Below are 25,952 nucleotides of genomic sequence, written 5' to 3'. Positions count from 1 at the left end.
AAGCCTTACCCCAAAATAAGCGCTTGTTTGAGACTCAAATTACAGCCATCATACCATACCTCATCATCTTGAAAACACCTTAAAAACGGCTTTTCCAGACTGGTTTTCACACGTGGCAGCAGTTGAGGCAGCGCAGCAGTTCAGCTAGATATGAGCGAAATTGTTTTTAATTTTTTGCGATTATTGAATGAACCGATTTCAGAACGCATCACAATGCGGTACACTTGAATATAGTAGTAAGACTATTCTGAGAGGTTGATTACATGTCAGTTGAATCCAGCTTGCAATACCAACAAGATTTTTTCGAGCACTTTAATCAAGCATGGCAAGATAAATCGAGTTATCAACTCTACCGCGGTCTCGACACCACGGCCGACAATTTGCGTTTACCCATTGAAGAAGCGCCTGGATACATTCTTGCCTACGACAAAAATGCCCAGCAGGAATTGCAAGATTTTCTGCAAACCCGATTTATTACCTTTGTCCGTGAACACGTTCCCTTCTTTGAAGTCAGCGATGACGGCCGGGTTTTCTTTGGTGACTGGTACCACCGGCGCCAATTTGGTGAATTAAAACCTATCAGCCGCACCATCGCGCAATTCTCCGATGAAGAACAAGCCATTATTCCGCAACTGCAGGCCTTCTCACAAGACCCTGACAACTATTTGCAGCTTGAACTTGAAGCAATGCGTAAAGATGTTTACCGCGATGTTAATCGCCTCCAAAATCAACTTGAAACCGAAATGGCCAGCCAGCCTGAGCAACCGGAAGCTGCCAACGGTGGTTTCCGTGGCTTACTGAAGACTTTCATCGATCCTAGCGATCCCGACGAAAGTCAACCTAGCGCACCGGCAGCACCTGACAAAACCAAGCGTTTGCGTCAACAATTTAACCAAGTCAAAGACCAAGCTGATCATGACTTTGATCTCAAAAAGCGGCAGTTGGAAGTTTCAGCGGCCATCACCCGCTATGAATATCAGGCGGTATTAAGTGAATACAGTTCCATCGAACAGTTCGAAAACGTGCTGAGCAATTTGAAGACTGACTTCATGGCCGCACTAAAAGCCGAAGGGGGTAAGCAAAATGCTTAATTTATCTGATACCAAGTTGAAATCGATTGTCGCTAGTGATCTTTCCCCCTTGGACGCTCGCAATCAAGTTTCTGCCCAATACACGCAGTTAGCCAAAGACTTCGCTAATGATCCAGAATGGCAAACCAATCAACCTGCTGCCACCAGCCGTTTACTCAGTTATACCGACTTATTAGCTGCTAAACTGATGCAGGCCTTTGCTGCTGATAAGACGATTTCTGACACATTTTTGGCCAATGTCTGGCCTGAAACCGTTGCAAACGATGGCACGCATTCAGCCATTGGGTTTAACTTGAACCGTGACGGAAGCAATCTGGCTATGTTCACTATCAGCAATCCCTTGGATTCTGAGGCCAGCTTAGTGGCTAACAATCTGCCAACCTTATTGCAAGTCACCGCTAAGGAACAATCGGACCTAGGTTATGCTGACCAAGAATTAACAGCCTTAAGCAATATGATTAAATCTCTGTACACGGCCAACTATACCTTCAAGCAATTAGACGACACCGTTTTACAGCCTGTCGACCAACTGACGTTCAAGACCAAATACGACAACAATGTCACGATTTCCAGTCACGCCCACGTTGTCGAAGCTGGCAATATCGAACTACAAGTCGCCCTTAACCCCCATGATGTGGTAACCGGCTATCATGTCTTCGATGATGCCGGCCATGACTGGATGGACTTGGGTTCAGAAGAAGTTGGGGCGACCGACTTCACTTGGGAATCAACCACGATCCCCGAAGAGTTGGTTGGCAATGACCTTGAGTTACAAGTCGCAGTCCGTTCGATTAACAATGCCCCTGCCCTGGACGAATTATTTGTCATTGCCTCCAGCAATGCGATTCTGATGCGGCAATTAGCTGGTGACGGACGCTATGAGTTAGCGCTCCCCAACAAGCAAAGTTTAACTGTCACTGTGAACCCACAAACTGACACAGTGACCCTGCATTATCCTGAATCGACTGTCCAAATCTACGAGCTCAACCAACTCTACCCATTCCTGGGTGAATGGTTGAAGAGCGTGTCACCTAAGAAACCCGCCTTTAACTAAAAAGCGTGCAATTTTGCCTGTTACTGGGTAGAATAAGCCCAATAATGACTAGGAGGCTTTTTAATGGCAAATGAGATTCCCGAAGTGTTAACAATTGCGGGTTCCGACAGCGATGGCAGCGCTGGAATGGAAGCTGATTTACACAGTTTCTTCATGCGCGGTGCTTATGGCACTGTCGTTCTCACCACTGCTGTCGCAGGTAATTCCTATGGGATTCACGACAGCGTGACACTGCCCTTGGAATTTATCGACCACCAATTTGATGCTCTGGCCGATGACCTGCACATCCGCGCGGCCAAAACAGGCATGCTGGCGAATGCAGCCATGATTAATACCGTCGTCAAAAATCTTAAAAAATATGACTTTGGGCCGTTGGTACTTGACCCAGTGATTGTCACCATTCACGGTGCCTTGCTTTTGGAACAAGATGCTTTTGAGACGCTCAAAAGTGATTTAATTCCACTGGCGACGTTGATTACACCTAACTTTTATGAAGCAGAACATCTCACCAATCTGACGCTCGACTCCGATGACCAAATTGAAGCCGCTGCTGAAATTCTACAGCAGATGGGTGCCAAAAATGTCATGATCAAAGGCGACCATACTGGCGAAAACCGGACTGAAGTCCGCGATTTCGTCCGACTTGAATCTGGAAAAACCTTCTGGTTGTCGGATGCCTACCATAAGACAGACCGTGTGAACGGGACTGGCGATACCTTGTCAGCCGTCATTACCGCTGAAATCGGCAAGGGTAACTCCATTGAAGATGCGATTCGCATCGCCAAGCGCTTTGTCAATGAAGCGATTGCCAATGAAATTCCCGTCGGCCATCAATTTGGCCCCATCAACCATTGGGCGAACCCAATTGTGACGCCGCAATTTTAAAAGCAAAAACCCCACTGGCCAGTTGCCTATGGGGTTTTTATATTGACACTGACACGGAGGTGGCTTGCATGATAATCGACGGCATCAAACATTACGACGCAATTTTTGGCACGCCCACCCATGAAGCGAACAAAGTCTTCGAATTCTTGGTGGTGGCCGTGTTTCAGGCAGGGCTCAGTTGGAAAGCAACCGCCTCAAAGCTCCCCGTCTTCCAACGGGTCTTTGCCGACTTCGATTATCGTCAAATTGCTGCCTTTGACGAACCAGAACTCGAGAAAATCGAAGGTGCCGCTGACATGATTCGCAATGACCGCAAAATTCGTGCAATTTTGCAAAATGCGCAGGCGGCGGTCAACTTAGAACCCGAATTTACAGACTTGGCTGACTACTTCTGGTCCTTTCAGACGTCGGACTATTCAGATGATTTAGGGACGTTTGTGGCTAAGGATATGAAGAAGCGCGGGTTTAAATTCGTCGGGCCCAAGACGATTGGGATTTTGTTGATTGGCATTGGTGTCCGCCCGCGATTGTAATCAAAAGAAGCCTCAGGGTCAAAATCACTTCGATTTTGACCCTGAGGCTTCTTTTGATTACTTGTTATAGCGAAACCAGCCGAATAATTCAGTGACCGCCATGACGATGAGAATGCCCCCGAAAATACGGAACATCAACAGGACGGCATGGAATGGGTTAAAGATTAAGACTAAACCGGCGATTGCCACCAAAATTCCGTAAATGACAGCTGGTACCGGCGAGACGTTGACGTATTGTTGCTGGCGACTAGCACCGGTCACGCGTGTAATCCCGTAAATCAATAAGATGAACCCAAGCACTAGTGGTAATAAGCTGAGAACTGGTTTGGCGAGGACTAAGACCAGCACTGCCGCGATGAGCAGTCCGACGCCCCCCATTGAACCAATCCCGCTATACCCCGCCCGTTTCAAATCTCGACTGGCACCAAAGGCATTGAAAGCGGCTATGAGCAAGCCGATTGCAATAACCCAAGTGACAATCGATAGAACACTATTGGGCGCTAAGACAATCCAAGCACCTAAGCCCAACATCAGTAGCGCGCGAATCCAAGCGGCCCGTTGTAATTGGTCAAATAATGACTGCATACTGATTTCTCCTTTAACAACCGGCGAAACTGGTTGTGTGATTTCATAATTTTTCTGATAAAACCAGCATAGCACATTTCGACCAGCAGCCACTCAGTCCGAAGTCCCCTTTTCTACCACGCCTCATGGTTCCATGTGCGGCCGTCAACCTCGCCTTCAGCCAATTCTAGACGCTCAGCTTGTTCTTTAATCATGGCTTGCAGTTCATGGTAAAAGGCCCGCTGGCGGTAGTCCGTTGCTTCCTGCTCCCAGGTCTTCGCTTGGGTGAGCAACCAGGTTTGGGTATCATTCATTCTGCTTCACCTCGCTTGAGTTCAGCCAGTGTCTGTTGAAAACGTTCAAGATTATCTTGTTGATCCTGCAATTGATCAGCGACCAAATCTCCTGTGGTGTCATCCCGATAGGTCCGCAATTGATTAATGAACCATTGGGCCCGCTCGTTGAAGCGACTGGGATGGTCGAGGGTGAGATACTGCTGGTACCGCACCAGAAGCGCCTGTTGCGCCGCCTCACTCATATAGGCAAACTGACTAATGGTTAACGGCGCAAGCAAAGAGAGGCCCGTTTTGGCCGCGAGCGCGCGATAAGGCGTCAACAGTTCGCTGAGGCTAAACTGTTCCCGGCCGCCTAACTGGTAATCCCGCTCTGGCTGGCTGAAACTGACCACCAACCCCAAGGTCTTGCCGCGTAACAGTCCACCATTTTCGTCGTACACGACCTGTTTGGTCCATACCTCATCCAACCAGCGTTTTAGCGAAGCTGGCGCGCTATACCAATATAACGGGAATTGGAAGACAATCCGGTTCGCTGACATGATGCGCTCACGCTCAACTGTTGAATCAAAATCCTTCTGTGCGTCGAGATGATACCAACTCACTTCATCGAGCCCGACAAGACTTTCTTTGAGAAATTGTTGTGTATTAGACGTTTCAATCTTCGGATGACTCACAACGACCAACGTTTTCATGATGGGCTCCTTTACTTTTTCGTCCAGCATAGCACAAAAGAAAACCACCGGAACCACTAAAATGGTTCCGGTGGTTTTTATCCGATAGCAACAACTTCATCGGCCAGATCAAGGATAGTTTGGTCATTGGTATGAATCACCGCCACCAACGATAAATCCGAATCTGCTGTAATAGCTTTCAAGATTGCATACTCATTCTTGGGGTCAACGGCCGAAGTTGACTCGTCCATAAGCAAGAAGCGTGGCTGGCGAATTAAGGCGCGAGCTAAAGCCAGACGCTGTTTCTGGCCGCCAGAGATATTCTGACCACCATCAACCAAGACTGTATCCAATCCATCAGGCATAGCAGCAACCTCATCGGTCAGTCGGGTAACGGCCAAGGCCTTGGCGATTGCTGCATCGGAGAATGACTCATCGAGCGTTAAGTTATAGCGAATCGTATCAGAGAAAATAATTGGATTCTGTGACAGGTAAGTCAACTCAGGAAGACCAATTGCCACCGTTCCCGCTTGTGGCGCTATCCGTTCTGTCAGCAGGTTCAAAATCGTCGACTTCCCACTCCCAGAAGGCCCCGTAATGAAATACTTTTGTCCTGCTGGCATCGTCAGCGAGTAGTCAGTTAGCACATTATGATTAGGCGTTGGTGCATATGTAATTTGATTCAATGAAAAGGCAACGTCTGCTGGCGCAGTTGATAGCTGCGAAGGTGAGGCTTGGACTTGTTGGTTAAATTTCTTAAAGAGTGTCGCATTACTTTTGACCAGGGCCCAATCACCGCCAATAGATCGCGTGCCGCTGAAGAACAAGCCCGCCAGAGAAGCGATGGATAAGATTGTCCCGATTTGAGTCTGGCCCTGAAGAATGAGCCAACCTGTATACGCCAGTAAAATCAGCTGATTGCCCACGCTAATCACCGCCGCAACAGTCCTGACCATCCCACTCACAATCGTAAAATGAATGTTTTCCTGCTTTAATTTAGTGGATGTGCCCGCAATTCGGCGAAAAATTTCAGCCACTAATCCCATACCCAATAAGGTTTCCGTTCCTTTAACGGTTTCAGAGTACGTATTTAACGCTTGTTCATTGGCGGCACTGAGTCGCTCCGAACTGCGAGTCATCAAGCGGTTCAGCGTCCGCGGTAAGACAATTGCAATCACCCCAAGTAGAACTGTCACCACCATGAGTCGCCATTGCAAAAAGACAATCGCCGCCGTACTAAAAACAATGATACCAACCGTCTGAATCAAGCCATAAAATGGTGCAAATCCATTGGTATTAATCTGATTAATGTCATTCATCATCCCCGAAGCATAATAGGCCTCACTGTTGCGGCGGTATGCCGCTACTCCAAATTGTGCCGATTGCATTAAATCCTGACGCATATCGGCGTTCATCCGCTGTGTCAGTGAGGTCTGATAAATATCATTCACGTACCCAATGGCGAACCCAAGCAACCACAGGCCAAAATCGATTCCCATCCAGATAAAGAACCCCGCTGGCTTATGGGCGCTCAACTGATTAGTGGCGAAGGATAATACTGTCGACGTGGCAATTTGTACTCCCGCAATCAGTATTATCGACGTGCCAAGCAAGATGTTCTGCCATTTATACCGCAACAAATAGTGTTTCATCAAACGCCTCCAAAACCCGATATAAGATTATTGCCATTTAAAATTAATCTTTTTCTCATTTTACATCTCAGGCTAAGAAACGCAAGAATGTTTCGCGTGAAACACAAAAAAACCTGATCCCAAAAGTTCCGGAATCAGGCTACTGCTTGATGATTAACTTAAGAATTGATTGAAGAAGTTCAGCGTTGGCAACCAGGCTTCATCTTCGTAGCCTTCAGCATGCCGGCCGCCAGTAATTAATTGCGTAAAGACAGGCACATCGTTCTTGGCGAGGGCTTCTTCGAGCATTGTGACACCAGTTGTTGGGACGATTTCTTCCAGTGAGTTTGCTAAGTAAATTGGGCCAGCTTTTGGTGTGACCCGATCAAATGGTTCAAGGCCTGGGAATTGACTTTCGTCTTGATTGACGTAATTCAGAATGAACCACTTGTAGTAAGGATCGTTCTTCCCACCTTGATCAATTTCGTTACTCTTTGACACAGTATCAAGTTCAGTATTGCGCACTGGCACGACATCCTTGTGCTTGCTGAACCAGTCAATTACATCGAAAATCCCTGACCAGGAAACCGCCGGAATGCCGTCCTTGAGGCCGACATCAACTGACAATGAACCGCCGGCACTGCCGCCAAAGACCCCAATCTTGCTGTGGTCAAAATTAAATGGTGATGATTTGAGCCATTGATACGCTTCCCAGACATCATCGCGCGCTGCAGGATAGAAGGCTGCTGGTGCCAGCCGGTAGTTTGGCACCACCACTAAAAAGCCTTGTTCTGCAAACTTAGTGGCAATCCCAGCTTCCTTGGCTTTATCCCCTTGAACCCAGCCACCACCATGAATATCCAAGATGGCAGCGCGAGAGCCTTCGCTGTTTTCGTACACGTCAAGTTTCAAATCTAGATCGGATTGATAAACGATATCTTTCGTAACATTTATAGTCATCGCAAATCCCCCTTTAATTTAACTCGAGTATAACGCGCCTGCTCAAAAACTCACTTATTTTTGCTCGAGGCCAAGCGCTGCCAGCAGTTTCTTCTGCACAGTTGGCAGCGTCAGTGAATCCAGTTGGTCAACTGGCACCCAGCGCGCAGGTAGATATTTCAGGGTAGTGGTTGGCGTTTCTGCGGTCAGTAGCGTCATTTGCCATTGTTGATGTGTAAACGTGTGCTTCACTAGCGGCGCCCCAGCGTTGGCAAATTCAAGTGTCAGGCCTGATTCTTCAGCAAACTGTGCCGACGCTGACTCGATTGCCTCGGCTTCAAGTGCTGATTCAGGTAAGTCATCCTGGTTAATCAGGGGAAACATCCATAGGTCGCCTAACATCCCTGTGCTTGGCCGCTGAACAAACAGCCATCCAGCCTCACTGTGGATGCCTAAAGCAAAATAATGCTTCACCACGGGCTTAGCCTTTTTAGTTTTGACCGGATAATCTAAGACGACATCATCAAGGTAACTTTGATCAAAGGCTGCCACTGGGGAATGCGCTGGGTCAGGGTCTTTGGCCCGCATATAGGTCGAGCCTAAATCCATAATGGCCTGGTTGAAATCGCCTGGTCGATCTTTGGGCATCACTTGTTGAATGACATCCGCGAAAATTCCGCGCGATTTTGGCTGGGCAATATCGGCATCAATTTTGAACAAGCGAGCAAACACGCGGAAGGCATTGCCGTCGACAGCGGGCACTGGCTCCCCAAACGCAATACTGGCAATGGCACCAGCCGTATAAGGGCCAATGCCTTGGAGCTTTTGTAATTCAGCTGCGGTCTGGGGCCACACCCCATCGTAATCCTGCACCACTTGCTTGGCAGCGGTCTGGAGGTTCCGCGCTCGCGAGTAATACCCTAAGCCTTCCCACGCTTTGAGCACCTCAGCTTCGGGAGCAGCAGCTAGGGCGGCAACAGTTGGAAACTTAGCAATAAAATTGTGATAGTACGGAATCACTGTTTGCACCTGCGTCTGCTGGAGCATGATTTCACTGACCATCACGTGGTAAGGATCGTGATCCTGGCGCCACGGCAAATCGCGACCTTCTTGGTCGTACCACTCAAGCAAGGCCTTTTGAAACTGTTCAATCTTGGTCTGTGACCACATTTTGTCCACGCGCTTGTCCACCTTTGTTTTTTGCTCGTTCCAGTATACCAAAAAAGCAACTCAGCGCTGGCCGAGTTGCTTTTTTGATGATCACAAATTTGTGTTCAATTATTCTTTTTCCAACCGTGCGGCTTCTGCATCGATAGTTGCAAAACCGGACTTACCTGACTTCTTAGGTTCGTCAGCACGCTTCTTTTCGACCTCTTCAATTAAGGCCTTACGTTCTTGTTTACTGAGCTTCCCTGCCATTAGATCTCGCCTCTTTTGAATTTGAGCTAAAGGGCATTCGCATACTCTTCACTTTCTGTTATACCACTTTCTGCCGGAAGTGACACAAAGAAATGCTATTGATTCAAATGAACGACTCGAATATGACTATTGCCTTGGCCGGTCGGCTCAACGCGCAATTGGTCCGGAATACCCGCTCGTAACTCGCTGACGTGGCTAATAATCCCAATCAGGCGAGATTGGCCCTCAATGGTTTCAAGCGCCTCTAACGCCACAGCAAGACTATCTGTGTCGAGTGCCCCAAAGCCTTCATCGACAAAAAGAGCATCGACATGGACGCCGCCATTTTCACGTTGGATGACTTCTCCCAGCGCTAACGCCAGACTTAAGGCAGCGATGAAGCTTTCACCACCAGACAGCGTATGGACTGAGCGGCTTTCGCCAACTTCATCGTCATACACGTCAATCTCTAGCCCAGAGTTGGCACTGCGACTGCCAGGTTCTGAATGCAACACAAACTGGTAGCGACCGTTAGTCAACGCTGAGAAACGCTCATTGGCAACACTTAAGACCTGCTGGAGATAGGTTTGTAAGACATAGCGCTCCAAGCTGACTTTTTGCTGGCCGGTCCCACTCATCACATCCAGTAAGCCTTGCAACTGTGCGGCTTCCTCAAGCAACTGCTGGTTGGTGGCCAACAGTTGGCTCAGTTGGTCAACGAGGCGCTGATTGCTTTGCCACCGTTGTTTCACAGCCGCGGCCTCAGCCTGCAGCTTGCGACTGGTTTCTGCCTCAGCCTGGGCCGCTACCTGCAATTGCCCGACATCTGGCATGGTTTGCTGGCCAATCTGTTCAGTCACCGTTGCCAAGCGCGTCTGATTTCGGGTGATGGCCTCTTGGTAGTCGGCGACTTGTCGCTCGAGTTGGGTTAGTTCATCCCGGCGGTCATTCAAGGCGACGAACTCTGCCTCGGTGAGTTCTTGCTGCGTGAGTGCGCGCTCGAACTCATCCGCGTGCGCCGTCAACTCTGTTTGCACCCGTGCCAATTCTTGTTGATTGGCTTCCAATGTAGCTGAGAGCGTGGCCAGCTGCGTCTGCGCAGCGGACAAGTCCGTTTGATTCTTGGTCAGCCGTTGGTCAAAATCATGGAGCTGCTCGTCGAGTTCTTTGAGTTGCTGTTCAAGCACTTGTTGATCCTGCTTCACAGCTGGCAGTTGTTCGAGGCTAGCCAATTGTGTGACCAATCGCTCATGTTGGACTTGCAAGTGGTTGAGCGTTTCGGTGGTTTGATTCTTGGTGGCTGTCGCGGTATTAAGTGTCTCGGTAGTTTCCAGTTGCGTTTGAGTCAATGCTGTCAGTTGCTTTTGTTGGTCATCAACGGCAGCCTGAGTGGTCGCCTGCAACGTCGTAAATGCCGCAAAATCAGAGACGTCGAGGCTTTCAAGGGCTTCATTAAGGGCTGTGCTTTGCGTCTGTTGCTGCGTCTGGATATCAGTCAGTGTGTGCTGAATCTCCGCAATCTGAGTTTGCAACGTGGTCACTTGGTTCGCTGCCTGCGCGCGATTTTGGTCAGCGACTTCAAGCACTTCCGCCGTGACCGGTTCAGCGGTGATCGTTGCGGGGTGCGGGTGATCCGTGCTTCCGCACACTGGGCACGGCGTATCGGGGCTCAATTGGCCCACTAATACCGTGATTTGGGCACTAATTTGTTGGTCCAACAATTGCTGATAAGCCGCTTGGGCCTGCTCCTGGACCGCTTGGGCGTCCAGTAACGCTTGTTGCTGGGTCTCGAGGTGGCGTTGTTGGGTGGCCAAGTTCTTGTCTAAGTTTTGCAGTTGATCCACGACTGGTTGCCATTTGGCGGCAAAAACTGCCAGTTGATTGCGTTTGGGCTGCAAATCAGCTTGCTTGAGGGCATCGAGGTCAGCTGTGGTTTGTTTCAAAGTCTGTTCGGCGACTTGAATCTGCTGGTCTGCGTCTTTGGCAGCTTGCTTGATGGCGGCAATATTGGTGTGCACCGTCTGCAATTCTTGACGCTGCGCTTGATATTCAGCCACTTTGGTTAAAGCCTGAGCCGTTTGGTCGCGGGTTTGCTGCCAGGTTGTAACCGTCGGCTGCTGCTTTTTGAGCGCAGCTTGCTCGGTTTGTAAGTTAGTTAAGGTTGTCTGCGTGGCAGTTTGCGCCGTTTTGCCGGTTTCAATGGCGGTTTGTAGGCGGCCGACCTGGGTACGCTCACTGACAATCTGGTTAAACAGGGCATGCTGCGCCACCACAAATTGAAACTGGTCAATTTGCCGCTTAGCTTGGCGCATTACGTCACTTTGAGCTGCCAACACCTGGCGTTCAGCCTCAATTTGCTTTTGGTCAGTAAAGGCTTGCGCCAACTGTTGGCCGCGCGTGAGCGCCTGTTGTGCTGCCTGCGCCTGGTCATAAGCGTGCTGGGCCGACTCGTCCATGGCTGTGACTTGGGCTTGTTGCCCAGTTTGTTCAGCCCTCATCGCCTGCAATTTTACGGGCAACGGCGTGTTGGCCTCAGGTTCAGTCTGCCAATCAAATTGATCAGCCAATGAGTTGGCCTTGGTCATCTGTTGACTTTGTTGGTCGGCAACTTGCTTGGCTTGCACTTTCAGCGCCTCCGCCCAGCGCGCAAACAGCTGGGTCCCGAAAAGATTGCGCAAGAGCACTTCTTTATCGCTGCTGTTGGCATCCAGGAACTGGCGAAAATCCCCCTGTGGTAGCAGCACAATCTGACGAAATTGGAGTTCATCTAACGGCATCAATTCATAAATGCGATCTTGGATCGGCTTGACCCCAGTCACACTGTCGATGGCCTCATCCTGCTGGAACACGGTCAATTCAGGTTTCTTATTACTATTGGTCATCCCCGTGCCGCGTTTTTTAGCCAGTAGTTGTTGGGGCTGGCGGACCAGCTGATAGGTTTTGTCGGCGTGTTCAAACGTTAACGTAACCACAGTCGGTTCGGTGGGGTCAGCAAACTTGGAGCGCATATCGCTCCCCGACCGCTCATTGCCGGAAGTCCGGCCGTATAAGGCGTAGACCAGCGCATCAAAAATCGTTGTCTTCCCGCTACCTGTTTGGCCGCTAATGAGAAAGACTGGATTCTCGCTGAAGTCGTCAAAATCCACGGTCTCGTCGATGTAAGGGCCGAAGTTTTGCATATGTAAGGTCAGAAACCGCATCAGTCTACCTCCTTGGCTTGGGTCAACGTCGATTGCGCCCATTTGCACTGCTGGTCAGTCAAACCAGCTCCTGTGCTTTGTTCAAAAAAGTCACTCAGGAGCGTCATCGGATCAAGGTCGGCATTAACCGTCTCCAGTGGTTGCACGACCTCAACACCATTCTTACGATCCAAACTGACAATTTGAGGATAGATTTCACGCAGTTGACTCATCACATTGGGAATGACCTGGCGATCAGTGAGTGTCACGGCAATATAAGCGTCACGCTTCAAATTTTGATAATAAGCGGGGTCAGTGAGCTCAGCAAAACTTGCCGTCAAATGCACCACATCATGTGTGGGGGGCAAGGCGACAAACTCGCGGGTCATGGTGTCCGTATCGACGATATAGACCCCTTTCTCCTGATTGGCTTCACTGACACTAAACTTCAGCAGTGAACCGGCATACTGAATTTTCTCCGCATTCAACGCATGACGGTTGTGCAAATGACCCAGTGCCACATAGTCAAATGGCGCTAAATCACTCACGGCAACCGCATCAAGCCCACCGACGTTGACCAGTGTTTCTGAATCCGAGTGTTCACTGCCCGCGGCAAAGAAATGGCCGACTAACACATGCTTCATTGTCGGATCAAAAGCCGCGACCATTTTATCGATGACCGGCTGCATGGCCAGGTTAATATTGGTCAGTTGGTCATCATCGAAATAACTACGCGCGGCGAATGGTTCAAAATATGGCAGTAGGAAAAATTGCGTGTTACCCAAAATCACGGGTGCAAACGCCTGGTCGAGCTGGGTATTCATGAACAGGTCGGTGCTCTTAAACCAATCACGGCCGGTCCCCAAACGAACAGCACTATCGTGATTACCAGATATAACTAACGTTGGCAGGCCGATTTCGCGATTTAAGGTTAATAACATTTGGTTGACCAGCGTCACCGCGGCCTCATTCGGTAGCGCCCGGTCGTACAGGTCGCCAGCGACCACAATCGCATCTACCTGCTGTGCTTTCGCCACGTTGACCAGTTGGTCAAAGATGGCTTGTTGATCAGCTAATAAATCATAGCCAGCTAGTTTTCGACCGATATGCCAATCGGCAGTATGAAGAAAACGCATTTTTTCGCCCCTTTTTAGACAAGCGCCCGCCCGTTTTGTTACAATGGAAGTGTTTTCAAGGAGGACGCAAACATGCAAACTTATATTTTTGATATTGATGGTACCCTGATTGACTCAGTGGGAATGTATCTCGACGGCCTACAAAAGACGCTGCGCCGTTACGGTAAAGATTACGCCAAGGAAGATCTCACCTTCACCAATGGGATCCCAGCGACAGAAAGCCTGCCTGAACTTGGTTTTACCAGCGAAGAAATTCCTGAAGTATTTGACCAATGGAGTCAAGATTCCGCCCAATTTGCCGATGAAGTGGATTATTTCCCGGGTGTCAAAGACGTTCTCGTGCAACTGCACCAGCATAGCAAATTAGGGATTGTCACCTCAAAAGACGCCCAACAATTTGCTGAAGACGACGCTGTTTTTCATTTCAGCGATCTAGTCGACACCGTGGTCGTTGCCGGTGATGCCAAGCGCAACAAGCCATTTGGTGATCCAATTGTCTTAGCAATGGAGCGGCTAGGCGGAAGCCCTGAGAACACAGTGTTTGTTGGCGACACCATTGCGGACGCCCAGGCCGCACACGATGCCGAAGTGCCATTTGCGCTCGCAACCTGGACCACGCCCGTGAATCCAGCCTTTGAGCCAATCGCCTATCCCCTCGATACGCCGGCAGACCTCTTGAAGTTATCTTAATTTTGAACTAACTCATCAGCACACGCAACAAGCAAAAATTCCCGATTGAATGCGGACATTCAATCGGGAATTTTTTATTTTTGCATCTCGTCTAAATTGTTAGCAACGGCCATACGGCTGCGTTGGAGCACATAAACAGCGATCAAAACAAGGATGACCCCAATCACTTCAACCACATTGATCGCGGTATGGAAGACAATGATGGTCAAAATAAAAGTCACCACTGGCTGCAAGGCGTCCATGATACTAACCACTGATTCAGGCGCATATTGCAGACTGATTAACAGAGAGCCAAATGCGCCGACTGTCCCGACCACAATCACCGTGCCCAAGCCCATCCAGAGTTGCGGCGTCAATGGCGGATGATTTATCCATACCGGTTGAACCAGATTAAAGCCAAGCGACGCAATCAAGGTGCCCCAACCTAAGACGACAAAAGGTGGATATTTGGCCACCAGGGGCTTGGGAATGGTGACGTACATCGCGGCCGTCACCCCAGAAAGAATCCCCCAAATAATCGCGCTCACTGGCACGGCCAAACTATGAATATCGCCGCGGGTGATGGCTAAGACGACGCCAATTAATGCGAGCACAAAGGCAATCAAATCTCCCCGCAAAGGCCGCTCGTGATGAAAGCCAACTGCCCATAGAACAATAAATAATGGCGCTAAGTATTGAAGAATTGTCGCCGCTGACGCATTCCCCTGTTCAATACTGATGTAAAAAGTATAAATATTGGCTGCCAGTCCAAAAACGGCGTACATCACTAGCCGCAGTACATCTTTACCTGAGTGAAAAATTGCAAAGGTCCGTTTGCCGTAAAGAATGAGACTAATGACAATCAAAATGACGCCGGCCCCCAGCGTACGGGCGCCAATGAACCACATTGCAGGAATGGCGATATCCTGCGAGACATACTGCAACATCGTCCCGGAAATCCCCCACAACGTGGATGCTAGGGCCGCAAAGAAAATCCCACGGCCAACACTTTTTGAAACTTTTGGTTCGTTCATAAGCAAAGTCCTCCTGCCAAAAGAATAGAATAGCGGAAAATTATTAAATTAGCGACAGAGAACCATTCAAATCTGGAGAAAAATTCTGCGCTAGTTTTACACAAAAAATAGCCGTCGCCTTTTCAGCAACGACTATTTATGTCACCAAATCCTACTGCTTTGTTGGTCGAATAAGAATGATGAAATGGATCACAAGGATGGCAAGCAATACAACAGCCTTAACCACCTGCCAATCATTCCCAATATTTCCCCCGAACAATCCGGCCATCACTATGACACTGACCAGTATGACCGCGAACCACCACGGGCTGATGCCAGCATCCCGGTAACGCCGAATAGTAATCATCAGCGAAGGAATCAGAGTTGCCAGATCATAAACTGAGAACAAAAAGATGATGAAACCGACAATCAGTATTGACGGGGTCCCGACACTACTAATCGCCGAACTAGCAGTGCTACCGGTGCTGCTCTGTTTCATAAGGCTAAACCCGAAAAATGTCATTGCCACGATAAAGACTAGTACACCACCAATCACACGGATTAGCGTGTTCCAGAAAAAGGCCCACCAATAAGCCGAACGACTGCTGCGTCCCCTAAAGTCAAAGAAATGAGTCCAGAAAAGCTTGAATGCTCGCCCAATCGTCACTGGTCCAGAAGCTGATGCTGCGACTTTGGGCGCATCATGACTTGGTAGTAAGGTCACAATAAAACTCACTAAACTGAGCAGACTTGAAATCAATGATAACCACCAAAGGTTCAGGACTTGGCCCGGCAGCGCATAGGTGATGCCAGCAAAAAGCCAACCAAAGACGGTAATGAAGACCGCGAGCCATGGGCTCACGCCAGCATCACGAAACCGACGAATCTGCAAACTGAACGACGGTAAAATCAAGATGGCGCACCAAACCAGAAACGGCCACTCAGTCATGAAATCGACGGTTTTGTTTGTCGTCGCGAAGTCAATAGGACTGATACCAACCGACACAATAATGGCAAGAATCATTGAGAGAATAAACACTGCTAACTCAACCCACCAAAAGGCTGCCCGAGTACTACGCCCCTTATAATCAAACGTGCGGGTCACAAACTCTTTTACCGCTTGACCGAACCCAACTGCTTTTGACCGCTCCTCCATGAGAGTCACCCCTTCCTACACCAATACCCAATTTCCCTTAATTGCGTTCAGAATATACCCTGTTTCTCAAGGCGTAAAGCAAAATTGTTCCGAAATAGACCAATGTGACAAAACTGTTAGTTTAAGTCACACAAAAAGGCAAGTTTCCAGATATCTGGAAACTTGCCTTTTTGCAGCCTTGCCGTGAAATAGCTGGCAGAGAAGCGGCTGGTCAGCTGTGAAATTGTGCTTGGCGGAGATGGTCCGCCTAGCACAAGGCCGAGCTTGAAGACTTGCGAATTGGGCAAGGCTCCAAGTCGTGCCCACAGCGTTCCACCAGCCAGCTTCAGACAGCGAGTGCTACACGGCACCATAGCCAAAACGCCTTTGCTCGCGCTCTTGCTTAATAAATTTCTTTTTGTTGTTCCAAAACAACTTCATGATTCATGAAGTCTTCGTAGCTGGTTTCGCCACGGTCGATAACGCCCTTAGGTCCGACTTCAACGATGTGATCAGCGATGGTCTGAATGAACTGACGATCATGACTAGTGAAAATCAATGAGCCGCTAAAATCGATTAAGGCATCATTCAATGCGGTAATACTTTCCAAATCCAAGTGATTGGTTGGGTCGTCCAACAGCAGCACATTGGCCTTGCCCAGCATCAACTTTGCTAAGTAACTGCGGACTTTTTCGCCCCCAGATAAGACATCAACTGGCTTAAGCACTTCATCCCCGGAGAATAACATCCGCCCTAAGAAGCCGCGTAAGAAGGTATTGTCGCTTTCTTCTTTGCTGGCAAATTGACGCAGCCATTCGAGAATATTCAAGCTACTATCGCTGAATTCAGGATTCAAGTCCTTAGGCATGTAAGCCTGAGTCGTTGTGACCCCAAACGTAATCGATCCGGTATCCGGTTGAATTTCGCCGGCCAGAAGTTGCATTAAGACCGTGGTCGTCACATCACTGCGACTAATTAAGGCAGTCTTTTCACCCGGACGTAAGATGAAGTTGACGTTGTCTAAGACTTTGACGCCATCAATTGTCTTCGAGACATTTTCGACCCGCAGTAAGTCGTTCCCAATTTCGCGTTCAGGATCAAACTTGATGAATGGGTACTTCCGACTACTTGGCTTGATATCGTCCAAGGTAATCTTTTCCAATTGTTTCTTCCGCGATGTCGCCTGCTTCGACTTTGAGGCATTAGCAGAGAAACGCGCCACGAATTCTTGTAATTGCTTGATTTGTTCTTCTTTTTTGGCATTGGCATTGGCCTTAAGTTCTTGGGCCAGTTGGGCCGATTGCAACCAGAAGTCGTAGTTCCCGACGAAAAGCTCAATCTTACCAAAGTCAACGTCACACATCATGGTGCAGACGGCGTTTAAGAAGTGCCGGTCATGGCTGACCACAAGCACAGTGTTCTCATAATCAGCAAGCCAATCTTCCAACCAATCAATGGCTGCAGGATCAAGCCCGTTGGTTGGTTCGTCCAATAATAGGACATCTGGCTTCCCAAAAATTGCTTGTGCAAGTAAGACCTTAATCTTTTCGCCTTCTGGCAAGTCTGCCATCAAGCTTTGATGTGTGCTTTCTGGAATACCCAGGGACTGCAACAGTTGGGCGGCATCACTTTCAGCGTTCCAGCCATCCATTTCGGCAAATTCGCCTTCAAGTTCGGCTGCTTTAATCCCATCTGCTTCGGTGAAATCAGCTTTCATATACAAGGCGTCTTTTTCTGTCATCACTTCATATAAACGGGTCCAGCCTTGTAAGACAGTGTTCATCACTGTTTGATCATCAAAGGCAAAGTGATCCTGCTTCAAACTGCTCATCCGTTCGTTAGGTGAGAGTGTCACCGTCCCAGTTGTTGGTTGCAACTGACCTTCAAGAATCTTCAAGAACGTTGACTTACCCGCACCGTTGGCACCAATAATCCCGTAACAATTACCTGGTGTAAACTTTAAATTAACGTCTTCGTACAGCTTGCGGTCCGTAAACGTCATTGAAACATTACTTACAGTTAACAATCGATAACCTCGTTTCTTTCTTTATCACGACATAATTCTCTACATCGTATCAGAGTTTGTCATGACCTTCAATCACGATTCCGACATGCGTCAGCAAAGCATTTTCACAGAGTGCGTGCTATATTGGTGGCAGCGTTAACAAAAGGAGGAATCACGATGACAGATACAGTCTTAGTGACCGGCGCCACAGGTTATATTGGCGCCTGGATTGTCCAAGATTTAGTTAAAAAAGGCTACCATGTGCGGGGATTATCCCGCAGTCAACAAAAAGCCGACGTATTGAAACAGCTCATTCCAGAAGTTGACATGTTTATCGGGAACATTACCGATCCTGATTCAGTGAAACCCGCACTTGAAGGTGTCGACGGTGTCTTTAGTGTTGCAACCGCAGTTAATCCGGCGTCGACCGATGCGACGGCCTGGAAAGCGGATATGGCCAATGAAATTGCGACCTGGTTTGGCGCCATTGCGGCCCAACCCACCATCAAAAAAGTCGTGATGACCGGATCTGAATCCGCAATGGGCTGGGGCGATCAGGATAAGCCCGTGTATACCGAAGCCGACTGGTCAGACGTTGACGACCCACATCAATATGATGCTTATATCACTTTGAAAGCCGTTGAAGAAAAACTGGCCTGGGACTTTGCCCACGATCCAAGTAAAAACACCAATCACTTCCAACTCAGTGTCAGCCTCGTATCAGGCATTGTTGGCCCTGCATTATTGCCATGGAGTAATCACCATAGTTCACCATTGTCATTTCTCAGTGGACCGTCTGTGCCTGATTTCAAATTCTTTGCCAGTGATGTGCGTGATGTCGCTGGTCAACACATTGCCTTGTATGAGAACCCTGAGGCTGCCAACAAGCGTGTAGTTTTGAATAATCTCGTGGCGCGCGTCAGTACCGTGGCGGAATTAGTCCAACAATTGCCAGCAGCGGAACAACACATTATCTTCCCCAACGGCATCGCCACAGTTTTGAACGCGGATGTGCTCATGCCTGTTTTGAATCTCTCGTACGGTTATGCGGTCGTGACCAAGAATCTGGCCCGCCACGTTGGCGGCAACTATCAATATGAAACCTTGTACCCACAGTTGTACCGCTACCAATATCAAGACTTCATCCAATCAACGTTAGATGGGTTGCATCTGGCCGCTAAACAACTGCTGACAGCCGACTCGACCATGAAATAAAGCAGGAAAAGGGTGTTCAACTTGAATAAATTTGCCAAAGTGATTGTCGGTTTGTTACTCCTGCTTCCTATGATTTTTTTGGCTTCTGGGAACTCATTAGTCGGTGCATTTTTTACTGGCGTACTTCAGAATTGGATCTTTTTACTCGGCTACTCTGCCGTGGCAATTGCCATCCTCTTGTTCCTGAATCGGCTCCTCGCTGGCCCAAAAGCCACTATTTCGCCACTAACAGCCCGCTTTATCGGCATTGCCACGTTATGGGCCGTCTTCATCGTCATACTTACAGTGGTGCTGACAAACATCTTTCCTTCAGGCACTTCAGCTGATGGTCCTCTCAACTCTGCAGCAGCCAAATTACTTACTGGGCCCCTACGCTGGCCGATGATTCTCTCGTTGTGTCTTTTCACCCCAATCACAGAAGAACTTGCCTTTCGAGGTGTGATTCAGCAATTCATTTCTGGGCTAGTGGGTTTTTGGCCAGCAACGGTCTTAACAGCACTCTTGTTCACAGTTCTGCACTGGCAATTACTCATTCCTTCCATCTGTCTATTCACCTTCGCAATGGGAATAAGCATCATGAATCACTATTCTCATACTCTTGCGACAAGCATCATTGCGCACATCATATACAACACGATCGTGACTGTATTAGTATTCGTCCAGCTCTAGCATCAGCCAATTCAGGCGAGCAATGCCATTGACGCAACCGCTTTCACGGCGCATAATCAAGCCAAAATTTAAGTTAGGGGCGATTGGATGCAAAAGTCAGCGCACAGTCTCAATTGGAAAATCACCATGACGCTATTTGTCGCGAGTATTATTTTCTCAATCGGTATTTTAGGCAGCTTTCTCTTTATCCAGTGGCCTCAGCCTTGGACGATTGTTCTCGCCGTGATTGCGATGGTCTCAGGGACTGGGTTCATCCATTATGTGACGAATCGACGCAAATAAAAACACCAACCAGAAATCTGATGACTTCTGGTTGGTGTTTTTGTATGTCCCGGGTGATACCGCGGCTCTGCTATTTATTTTGAATCTTTTGCAGATCTTGGTATTGGCCAAGCATCCAGGTCAGATAGGTTTTGCCCTTTGGCAAGGTTTCAGTGACCTTCAAAACAGGGACACCGGCAGATTTAGCTTCAGCCGCTAATGAATCAACCAACTTGCTGTCGGCCTGCGAATTTTGAACAAAGAAGGCAATCTTCTTACCTTTGATGTCAGCTTTGATTTGCGCAATGTCTGCTGGGCTTGGATCCGTCCCATCCTCAGTTGCTTTGGCAAAGTGGGCATCATTCATCTTGTACCCTAAAGCATCGAGTGCATTATCAAAAACAGGTTCAGAAACGTCAACTTTTTGACCATTACTCTTGGTCTTCAACTCGGCGATCAATTTCGTCAGTGGTTCAAGTGAGGCAATGTATTTCTTGGCGTTCGCGGTGTAATCAGCAGCATGTTTGCTATCGAGCTTGCCATAGACCTTGGCTAAGTGGTTGGCGAGCGCAGGTATCGTCTTATCGTTGTACCACAGATGCTCGTTGTCGCCTTCTTTTTTGTTCATGACATCTTCACCGACACGGACGTACTGGACCTTGTTGTTGGCCGCTTTAACCAACTTATCCATCCAACCATCGTAGCCAATCCCATTGGCTACCACAACGTTGGCAGTGGCGACAGACTTCCCAACTGCGGTGGTTGGTTCATAGTCATGCGGATCAACATCTGGATTATCAATGATGGACGTGACTGTACCGTGATCCCCCAAAACCGCCTTGGCCACTTCACCATAGAAGTCGACACTCGCAATGACATTAATCTTTCCAGAAGTGTTACTGCTAGCCGTCGACGTCGCCTTTTGCCCGCAGGCTGCCAGTAGTAGCATTACCATCAGACTCATCAGTCCAACTAACCATGATTTCTTATGCACACAAACTTCCCCCTTAATTAATCGTAACCGTTACGTTTTAAGGATAACCGATTTTTGCGGTGACGCAAGTAGAATCATTTAATAACAATTGGTATTTAATTTATTTCACATTTTCATAAAAATCGACTGTCCAAAAGCCGCGCTTCGAAATTCATGTGCTATAATATTCGTGAATTGTAATGATTCTAATCTAAGGAGGGCTTTCACCATGCCAATTGACTTAAGAGATGTCCAAGATGTGTATAAAGACGCCGGAGACGACATCATCTTCGCAACCATGAACTTATTGCGCCAGGACCAGAGTTCAGATCTGGAGGTCGTGCAAGATCTCGCTGAACATTTACCTGCCTTTATTAATAGTATGAATATCCGTTATCCTGACGCCCATTTGGCTGTTGCTTTCGGTTTCTCGGCTAACGCTTGGCACTATCTGTTCCCTAACGCCAAAGCGCCTAAAGAACTGGTTGAATTCGAACCCGTTGAAGGCCCTAAGTACACTGCTGTGGCAACTCCAGCAGACTTGTTCTTCCATATTCGCTCGACCAACTCAGCGGTACCATTCGAATTGATGTCTGAAATCATGACCATCATCAAAGACAACACAACAGTCGTGGATGAAACTCATGGCTTCCGCTATTTTGAGGGCCGCGCCATCATTGGTTTCGTGGATGGAACCGAAAACCCAAGTGCCTTAGATACACCAGAATATGCCGTTATCGGTGACGAAGATCCCGACTTCATTGATGGGTCTTACGCTTTTGCCCAGAAGTATCTGCATAACATGGATGCCTGGAATAAGCTGAAAGTCGAACAACAAGAAAAGGCTATTGGCCGCAAGAAGTTTAACGACATTGAATTGAAGGACGAAGAAAAGGCGGAAAATGCCCACAACGTCGTCTCACAAGACAATAAAGATGGCATCGAACACAAGATTGTTCGCATGAATGTGCCATTTAGTAACCCTGCAGAATCCATTAACGGGACCTACTTCATTGGTTATTCACGTTACTATTCTGTGACCCGCCGGATGCTAGAAGGCATGTTCAACAATTCCGACCGCTTATTGGACTTCTCAACCCCAATCACCGGCGAACTCTTCTTCATCCCTTCAAAGGCCGTTCTTGCCGACATCGCAGACGGCGAATTATAGAGCGTGAGTCGACGCGGTCTGGCTCCGGAAGCTAAGCCGGAATCAGGCGAGTGGCCGCACTTGGCCACTGACTGAGGCTGGATTAGCATAAGGAGTCAGCGTCGACGAACGCGTTTAGAGTACGTTTAATCGCCATTCTCCAGCTAAGCTGCAATTGGGCGCACCTAAAAATCACCAACTATTTCTAATTCAAAAGTCATTGATCCCCGCCATTCTTGCGGTTTTCAATGGCTTTTTTATGACACGAAAATATAAGTTAGCCATCCCAAAACTTTTTTGCTCAAAGTGTTGACTTCTTTTCTGAAAAGATTAATAATCATCAATGGAAATTGACTGAGCGCTCGTTCAATAAATTATCCAACCGAATTTCAAATTCACCCAAAAGAGAAAAGAGGTTGCCGTATGAAAGCAGCAGAAATGCAACAAAAGAAGCGCTTGGTCACCACTGACGAGCACAGCAAGAGTTTAAGTGAGGTCAATGGCAGTGTGAAGGTACCTGATGACAAAGGCTTCTGGCGCACCTTACTCGCCTATACTGGCCCCGGGGTTCTAATCGCCGTCGGTTATATGGATCCAGGGAACTGGATTACATCAATCGCTGGTGGGGCCCAGTTCAAGTATCAACTATTATCTGTCGTTCTCATTTCGAGTTTAATTGCCATGCTCCTACAAGCCATGGCTGCTAAACTGGGCATTGTGACCGGTAAAGATTTAGCTCAGATGATCCGGGAGAATACCTCCAAGCGGATGGGGATTGTCCTCTGGGTCATTACAGAATTGGCCATTATGGCCACTGATATTGCTGAAATCATTGGTTCAGCAATTGCTTTGGAATTATTATTCAAAATTCCACTGATTGTCGGCATTGTCATTACCGCTGCCGACGTCCTGATTCTCCTACTGCTCATGCGCTTGGGCTTCCGTAAGATTGAAGCGATTGTGGCCACCCTGGTGATTGTTATTGTCATGGTCTTCGCTTATGAAGTCTTCCTCGCATCCCCACAGTTCACGCAGATTCTTGCGGGATATATTCCAAGCAGCAGTATTTTAACCAACAAATCCATGCTTTATCTTTCCTTAGGGATTGTGGGCGCGACCGTGATGCCCCATGACTTGTTCTTGGGCTCCTCCATTTCACAAACACGTGAAATTGATCGCTCTGATAGCGCTAAGGTTGCGAAGTCCATTAAGTTCACGACCATCGATTCAAACATTCAACTCACGATTGCTTTTATCGTGAATAGTTTGCTGTTAATTCTGGGTGCCGCGCTTTTCTATGGCACGAACAGCCCACTTGGGAAATTCGTTGACCTGTTCAACGCCCTCCAGAACCCTCAAATTGTCGGGGCCATTGCTAGCCCTATCCTGAGCATGTTGTTCGCAGTTGCCCTGCTGTCATCTGGTCAGAGTTCAACCATCACTGGAACCTTATCCGGGCAAATCATCATGGAAGGTTTCATCAATTTGAAGATGCCAATGTGGCTGCAACGCCTTGTGACTCGGTTGCTCTCAGTCTTACCAGTTCTTGGTTTTGCCATCTACTATCATGGGGATGAAGCTAAAATTGAAAACTTACTGACCTTCTCACAAGTCTTCTTGAGTATTGCGTTACCATTCGCAGTTATCCCATTAGTTAAGTACACCAGTGATAAGAAGATCATGGGCCAGTTTGCCAACCACACCTGGTCGAAAGCTCTCGCTTGGTTCTCAGCCATCGTCTTAGTCGCCCTCAATGGGTACTTGATTCTTCAAACCATCGGCATCATCTAAATCTGATAGGAGCGTATTATGCCAACCAATAGTCCTGATCAACGCGACAAGCTCATGACCATCGCCCGTACCCTCTTTGCGACCAAGGGGTACGAAGCCACGACTACCCGTAAGATCAATACTTTGGCTCACACATCCGACGGATTACTCTATTACTACTTCCCCGGAGGCAAAAAGGCACTCCTTGATGCCATTCTACTTGCCGCTCGCGACTCACGGACTGAAAGTCTCCATTCGTTCCAGTTTGAAGCAGCCAAAGACGCAGCAAGTGTGCACAGTGAAATCTTGCGTTTCTTCCAGTTTATCTGGGCGACCCTCAACGAGGAGGAGAACTATCAAGTCTTTCAAATTACCGTCCGTGAGAAGAATTTGCTCTCAGCAGCCCAGTTAGATTGGATTCGGCGCTTGAATCTCTTGATTTCAGAAGAACTCAGGGATTTTCTGACTGCTAGCCAGAACCACCTGGCGGTCTCACCTGAAGAAATTCCGGTTCTCAGCCAAACACTAATTGCGACTTTTCAAGCGGTGATTTTCACCCAACTAGTGGTTACTGAAGAGCGAGAAATCACGCCCGACCACTGGCAAGGACTTAAGGACAGTGTCAGTCTTAGTCTTCGGCAACTATAACAACGAACATCGTCGGTTATCGACGGTGTTTTTTTGTTGGGTAAATCACGCTTGAACCAATTTGTTGCCAACTTTCTCGCTGAAAGTTACACTAACCGCAAAGCTTGAAAATGGAGGGATTATCATGGAAGCATTCGGATTCACACACGGCGGTGGGCCAGAAGTATTCGAGCAGTTCAGTTTGCCTACACCAGAACCTATCAGCAATCAAATCCAGATTGAAGTTAAAGCAGTCGGCTTAAACAACCGCGAACGGATGGAACGCAAGTTAGCCAGTTCTGGGCGGCAAATCGTCACCGGCCGGGATGTTACCGGCGTCGTCTCCAAGCTCGGTGACGGGGTTACCAACTATACTGTTGGCCAGCGCGTCATCGCTCACACAGAGCATGGCGATGCCCAGTATGTCGTGGCAGACCTTGATGCCGTTACACCATTGCCGGATAGCATTAGCTTTGAGGTCGGCGCTGCCATGATTACACCAGGGATTACTGCCTACAAAGCACTGAACTTTTTCACCCAGATGCAGCCTAGCCAGACCATCATCATCAAGGGTGCCTCCGGCGGGGTTGGAGAAATTGCGGTACAATTAGCGGTAGCAAGTGGTGCAACTGTAATTGGAATTGGTGCCAGCCAGAATGAAGCACGGGTGAAAGCCTTAGGCGTTTCGGAATACGTGGCCTATGATCAACAAAAGATTGCCCAAGTCCTCGCCAATCGGGGCGACCTCGTGGTCAATGTTGCGATGAACGGTGCTGGGGATGACGATGACTTGGCGATGGTTAAGCCTGGGGGCGTCATTGTGACGGTCTCACACGGCGCTGTTAGCTCCAGCAAGGCAACGTTCGTCCACATTCGGCCAACGGATGGTATGAGCGATGGCGCGGCTTTAGAAGCGCTTATCGACTTAATGGCTGCAGGCAATTTGAGCCTGCCAGTCGGTCAAACCTTCCCACTGTCCTTAGATGGCATTATTGCCGCCTATTCAGCATTGGAAGAGCCTCATGATGGTCGTCTCGTTTTGACTGCCCAATAATTACGGTTGCATCGTATCCTGGGTTAAAGAGGGG

Annotated in this window: 25 protein-coding genes; 12 read left to right on the top strand and 13 right to left on the bottom strand. The window is 48.4% G+C overall.

Going from position 1 to position 25,952, the window contains the following annotated elements; translation table 11 throughout:
• Nucleotides 1-263: 263 nt before the first annotated feature.
• From FC34_RS04395 to FC34_RS04380, 4 genes are all read left to right on the top strand, one after another.
• Nucleotides 264-1,091 carry a hypothetical protein gene (locus tag FC34_RS04395; protein WP_057894191.1) on the top strand — a complete coding sequence of 276 codons (828 nt, stop codon included), beginning with the start codon at nt 264-266 and terminating at the stop codon, nt 1,089-1,091.
• The gene (locus tag FC34_RS04390; RefSeq protein ID WP_057894190.1) at nt 1,084-2,145 is read left to right on the top strand and encodes a hypothetical protein; all 1,062 of its coding nucleotides are present in this window, start codon (nt 1,084-1,086) and stop codon (nt 2,143-2,145) included. The genes FC34_RS04395 and FC34_RS04390 overlap by 8 nt, the downstream gene beginning before the upstream one ends.
• Nucleotides 2,146-2,208: 63 nt before the next feature.
• Entirely contained in the window at nt 2,209-3,030 is an 822-nt protein-coding gene (thiD, locus tag FC34_RS04385; protein WP_057894189.1) for a bifunctional hydroxymethylpyrimidine kinase/phosphomethylpyrimidine kinase, read from the top strand.
• Between the two features lie 68 nt (nt 3,031-3,098).
• A complete protein-coding gene (locus tag FC34_RS04380; RefSeq protein ID WP_057894188.1) occupies nt 3,099-3,563 on the top strand; it encodes a DNA-3-methyladenine glycosylase I in 465 nt (154 codons plus the stop codon).
• A 57-nt stretch (nt 3,564-3,620) separates the two neighbouring features.
• On the opposite strand, the gene FC34_RS04375 is transcribed toward FC34_RS04380, so the two are convergent.
• The 9 genes from FC34_RS04375 to FC34_RS04340 form a co-directional block, all read right to left on the bottom strand.
• The gene (locus tag FC34_RS04375; protein ID WP_057894187.1) at nt 3,621-4,148 is read right to left on the bottom strand and encodes a DUF308 domain-containing protein; all 528 of its coding nucleotides are present in this window, start codon (nt 4,146-4,148) and stop codon (nt 3,621-3,623) included.
• Between the two features lie 113 nt (nt 4,149-4,261).
• Nucleotides 4,262-4,441 carry a hypothetical protein gene (locus FC34_RS04370; protein ID WP_057894186.1) on the bottom strand — a complete coding sequence of 60 codons (180 nt, stop codon included), beginning with the start codon at nt 4,439-4,441 and terminating at the stop codon, nt 4,262-4,264.
• Complete coding sequence (locus tag FC34_RS04365) at nt 4,438-5,115, bottom strand: NAD(P)H-dependent oxidoreductase (RefSeq protein ID WP_057894185.1); 678 nt, start codon at nt 5,113-5,115, stop codon at nt 4,438-4,440. Before FC34_RS04365 ends, FC34_RS04370 begins: the two co-directional genes overlap by 4 nt.
• A gap of 77 nt (nt 5,116-5,192) precedes the next feature.
• Entirely contained in the window at nt 5,193-6,746 is a 1,554-nt protein-coding gene (locus FC34_RS04360; protein WP_057894184.1) for an ABC transporter ATP-binding protein, read from the bottom strand.
• A gap of 153 nt (nt 6,747-6,899) precedes the next feature.
• On the bottom strand, nt 6,900-7,685 hold the full coding sequence (locus tag FC34_RS04355) for an alpha/beta hydrolase fold domain-containing protein (RefSeq protein ID WP_057894183.1): 786 nt from the start codon (nt 7,683-7,685) through the stop codon (nt 6,900-6,902).
• Between the two features lie 54 nt (nt 7,686-7,739).
• Nucleotides 7,740-8,834 carry an A/G-specific adenine glycosylase gene (gene mutY / locus FC34_RS04350; protein WP_057894522.1) on the bottom strand — a complete coding sequence of 365 codons (1,095 nt, stop codon included), beginning with the start codon at nt 8,832-8,834 and terminating at the stop codon, nt 7,740-7,742.
• A gap of 108 nt (nt 8,835-8,942) precedes the next feature.
• Complete coding sequence (locus tag FC34_RS09760; RefSeq protein WP_169790022.1) at nt 8,943-9,083, bottom strand: hypothetical protein; 141 nt, start codon at nt 9,081-9,083, stop codon at nt 8,943-8,945.
• A 95-nt stretch (nt 9,084-9,178) separates the two neighbouring features.
• Nucleotides 9,179-12,262 carry an AAA family ATPase gene (locus FC34_RS04345; protein ID WP_057894182.1) on the bottom strand — a complete coding sequence of 1,028 codons (3,084 nt, stop codon included), beginning with the start codon at nt 12,260-12,262 and terminating at the stop codon, nt 9,179-9,181.
• Nucleotides 12,262-13,377, bottom strand: a complete 1,116-nt coding sequence (locus FC34_RS04340; protein WP_057894181.1) for an exonuclease SbcCD subunit D — start codon at nt 13,375-13,377, stop codon at nt 12,262-12,264. Before FC34_RS04340 ends, FC34_RS04345 begins: the two co-directional genes overlap by 1 nt.
• Nucleotides 13,378-13,449: 72 nt before the next feature.
• On the opposite strand from FC34_RS04340, the gene FC34_RS04335 reads away from it, so the two are divergent.
• The gene (locus FC34_RS04335) at nt 13,450-14,067 is read left to right on the top strand and encodes an HAD family hydrolase (RefSeq protein WP_057894180.1); all 618 of its coding nucleotides are present in this window, start codon (nt 13,450-13,452) and stop codon (nt 14,065-14,067) included.
• A 74-nt stretch (nt 14,068-14,141) separates the two neighbouring features.
• Here FC34_RS04335 and FC34_RS04330 read toward each other — a convergent pair whose 3' ends face one another.
• The 3 genes from FC34_RS04330 to FC34_RS04320 all read right to left on the bottom strand — a co-directional run bounded on the left by FC34_RS04330 (nt 14,142) and on the right by FC34_RS04320 (nt 18,220).
• Complete coding sequence (locus FC34_RS04330) at nt 14,142-15,080, bottom strand: DMT family transporter (RefSeq protein WP_057894179.1); 939 nt, start codon at nt 15,078-15,080, stop codon at nt 14,142-14,144.
• Between the two features lie 151 nt (nt 15,081-15,231).
• A complete protein-coding gene (locus tag FC34_RS04325; protein ID WP_057894178.1) occupies nt 15,232-16,215 on the bottom strand; it encodes a DUF805 domain-containing protein in 984 nt (327 codons plus the stop codon).
• 382 nt (nt 16,216-16,597) lie between these two features.
• Nucleotides 16,598-18,220 carry an ABC-F family ATP-binding cassette domain-containing protein gene (locus FC34_RS04320; RefSeq protein ID WP_057894177.1) on the bottom strand — a complete coding sequence of 541 codons (1,623 nt, stop codon included), beginning with the start codon at nt 18,218-18,220 and terminating at the stop codon, nt 16,598-16,600.
• A gap of 156 nt (nt 18,221-18,376) precedes the next feature.
• Between FC34_RS04320 and FC34_RS04315 the strand changes: the two genes are divergently transcribed.
• From FC34_RS04315 to FC34_RS04305, 3 genes are all read left to right on the top strand, one after another.
• Nucleotides 18,377-19,414, top strand: a complete 1,038-nt coding sequence (locus FC34_RS04315) for an SDR family NAD(P)-dependent oxidoreductase (RefSeq protein ID WP_057894176.1) — start codon at nt 18,377-18,379, stop codon at nt 19,412-19,414.
• A 21-nt stretch (nt 19,415-19,435) separates the two neighbouring features.
• A complete protein-coding gene (locus tag FC34_RS04310; protein WP_157052237.1) occupies nt 19,436-20,083 on the top strand; it encodes a CPBP family intramembrane glutamic endopeptidase in 648 nt (215 codons plus the stop codon).
• An 87-nt stretch (nt 20,084-20,170) separates the two neighbouring features.
• Nucleotides 20,171-20,365 (top strand): hypothetical protein, encoded by a 195-nt coding sequence (locus FC34_RS04305; protein ID WP_057894174.1) that lies wholly within the window; start codon nt 20,171-20,173, stop codon nt 20,363-20,365.
• A 70-nt stretch (nt 20,366-20,435) separates the two neighbouring features.
• On the opposite strand, the gene FC34_RS04300 is transcribed toward FC34_RS04305, so the two are convergent.
• Nucleotides 20,436-21,308, bottom strand: a complete 873-nt coding sequence (locus FC34_RS04300) for a metal ABC transporter solute-binding protein, Zn/Mn family (protein WP_057894521.1) — start codon at nt 21,306-21,308, stop codon at nt 20,436-20,438.
• Between the two features lie 238 nt (nt 21,309-21,546).
• Here FC34_RS04300 and FC34_RS04295 point away from each other — a divergent pair, with 238 nt between their 5' ends.
• The 4 genes from FC34_RS04295 to FC34_RS04280 all read left to right on the top strand — a co-directional run bounded on the left by FC34_RS04295 (nt 21,547) and on the right by FC34_RS04280 (nt 25,918).
• On the top strand, nt 21,547-22,488 hold the full coding sequence (locus FC34_RS04295; RefSeq protein ID WP_057894173.1) for a Dyp-type peroxidase: 942 nt from the start codon (nt 21,547-21,549) through the stop codon (nt 22,486-22,488).
• Nucleotides 22,489-22,890: 402 nt separating this feature from the next.
• Nucleotides 22,891-24,258 carry an Nramp family divalent metal transporter gene (locus FC34_RS04290; protein ID WP_057894172.1) on the top strand — a complete coding sequence of 456 codons (1,368 nt, stop codon included), beginning with the start codon at nt 22,891-22,893 and terminating at the stop codon, nt 24,256-24,258.
• 18 nt (nt 24,259-24,276) lie between these two features.
• A complete protein-coding gene (locus FC34_RS04285) occupies nt 24,277-24,885 on the top strand; it encodes a helix-turn-helix domain-containing protein (protein ID WP_057894171.1) in 609 nt (202 codons plus the stop codon).
• 124 nt (nt 24,886-25,009) lie between these two features.
• Nucleotides 25,010-25,918, top strand: a complete 909-nt coding sequence (locus tag FC34_RS04280) for an NADP-dependent oxidoreductase (RefSeq protein WP_057894170.1) — start codon at nt 25,010-25,012, stop codon at nt 25,916-25,918.
• Nucleotides 25,919-25,952: the final 34 nt, after the last annotated feature.

The organism is Lacticaseibacillus brantae DSM 23927 (assembly GCF_001436115.1).
GTDB lineage: Bacteria > Bacillota > Bacilli > Lactobacillales > Lactobacillaceae > Lacticaseibacillus > Lacticaseibacillus brantae.
Note: the sequence above shows the minus strand (reverse complement) of the source record. Positions and strands in the feature narration are given on the sequence as shown.

Excerpts from the sequence above, each read along its gene's own strand:
- FC34_RS04380 (WP_057894188.1), top strand. The coding sequence starts at position 3,099 with ATGATAATCGACGGCATCAAACATTACGACGCAATTTTTGGCACGCCC.
- FC34_RS04360 (WP_057894184.1), bottom strand. The coding sequence starts at position 6,746 with ATGAAACACTATTTGTTGCGGTATAAATGGCAGAACATCTTGCTTGGC.
- FC34_RS04300 (WP_057894521.1), bottom strand. The coding sequence starts at position 21,308 with ATGAGTCTGATGGTAATGCTACTACTGGCAGCCTGCGGGCAAAAGGCG.
- FC34_RS04370 (WP_057894186.1), bottom strand. The coding sequence starts at position 4,441 with ATGAATGATACCCAAACCTGGTTGCTCACCCAAGCGAAGACCTGGGAG.
- FC34_RS09760 (WP_169790022.1), bottom strand. The coding sequence starts at position 9,083 with ATGGCAGGGAAGCTCAGTAAACAAGAACGTAAGGCCTTAATTGAAGAG.
- FC34_RS04285 (WP_057894171.1), top strand. The coding sequence starts at position 24,277 with ATGCCAACCAATAGTCCTGATCAACGCGACAAGCTCATGACCATCGCC.
- FC34_RS04365 (WP_057894185.1), bottom strand. The coding sequence starts at position 5,115 with ATGAAAACGTTGGTCGTTGTGAGTCATCCGAAGATTGAAACGTCTAAT.
- FC34_RS04305 (WP_057894174.1), top strand. The coding sequence starts at position 20,171 with ATGCAAAAGTCAGCGCACAGTCTCAATTGGAAAATCACCATGACGCTA.
- FC34_RS04375 (WP_057894187.1), bottom strand. The coding sequence starts at position 4,148 with ATGCAGTCATTATTTGACCAATTACAACGGGCCGCTTGGATTCGCGCG.
- FC34_RS04395 (WP_057894191.1), top strand. The coding sequence starts at position 264 with ATGTCAGTTGAATCCAGCTTGCAATACCAACAAGATTTTTTCGAGCAC.
- FC34_RS04355 (WP_057894183.1), bottom strand. The coding sequence starts at position 7,685 with ATGACTATAAATGTTACGAAAGATATCGTTTATCAATCCGATCTAGAT.
- FC34_RS04330 (WP_057894179.1), bottom strand. The coding sequence starts at position 15,080 with ATGAACGAACCAAAAGTTTCAAAAAGTGTTGGCCGTGGGATTTTCTTT.
- FC34_RS04335 (WP_057894180.1), top strand. The coding sequence starts at position 13,450 with ATGCAAACTTATATTTTTGATATTGATGGTACCCTGATTGACTCAGTG.
- FC34_RS04290 (WP_057894172.1), top strand. The coding sequence starts at position 22,891 with ATGAAAGCAGCAGAAATGCAACAAAAGAAGCGCTTGGTCACCACTGAC.
- FC34_RS04280 (WP_057894170.1), top strand. The coding sequence starts at position 25,010 with ATGGAAGCATTCGGATTCACACACGGCGGTGGGCCAGAAGTATTCGAG.
- FC34_RS04340 (WP_057894181.1), bottom strand. The coding sequence starts at position 13,377 with ATGCGTTTTCTTCATACTGCCGATTGGCATATCGGTCGAAAACTAGCT.
- thiD (WP_057894189.1), top strand. The coding sequence starts at position 2,209 with ATGGCAAATGAGATTCCCGAAGTGTTAACAATTGCGGGTTCCGACAGC.
- FC34_RS04390 (WP_057894190.1), top strand. The coding sequence starts at position 1,084 with ATGCTTAATTTATCTGATACCAAGTTGAAATCGATTGTCGCTAGTGAT.
- FC34_RS04345 (WP_057894182.1), bottom strand. The coding sequence starts at position 12,262 with ATGCGGTTTCTGACCTTACATATGCAAAACTTCGGCCCTTACATCGAC.
- FC34_RS04315 (WP_057894176.1), top strand. The coding sequence starts at position 18,377 with ATGACAGATACAGTCTTAGTGACCGGCGCCACAGGTTATATTGGCGCC.
- FC34_RS04295 (WP_057894173.1), top strand. The coding sequence starts at position 21,547 with ATGCCAATTGACTTAAGAGATGTCCAAGATGTGTATAAAGACGCCGGA.
- mutY (WP_057894522.1), bottom strand. The coding sequence starts at position 8,834 with ATGTGGTCACAGACCAAGATTGAACAGTTTCAAAAGGCCTTGCTTGAG.
- FC34_RS04325 (WP_057894178.1), bottom strand. The coding sequence starts at position 16,215 with ATGGAGGAGCGGTCAAAAGCAGTTGGGTTCGGTCAAGCGGTAAAAGAG.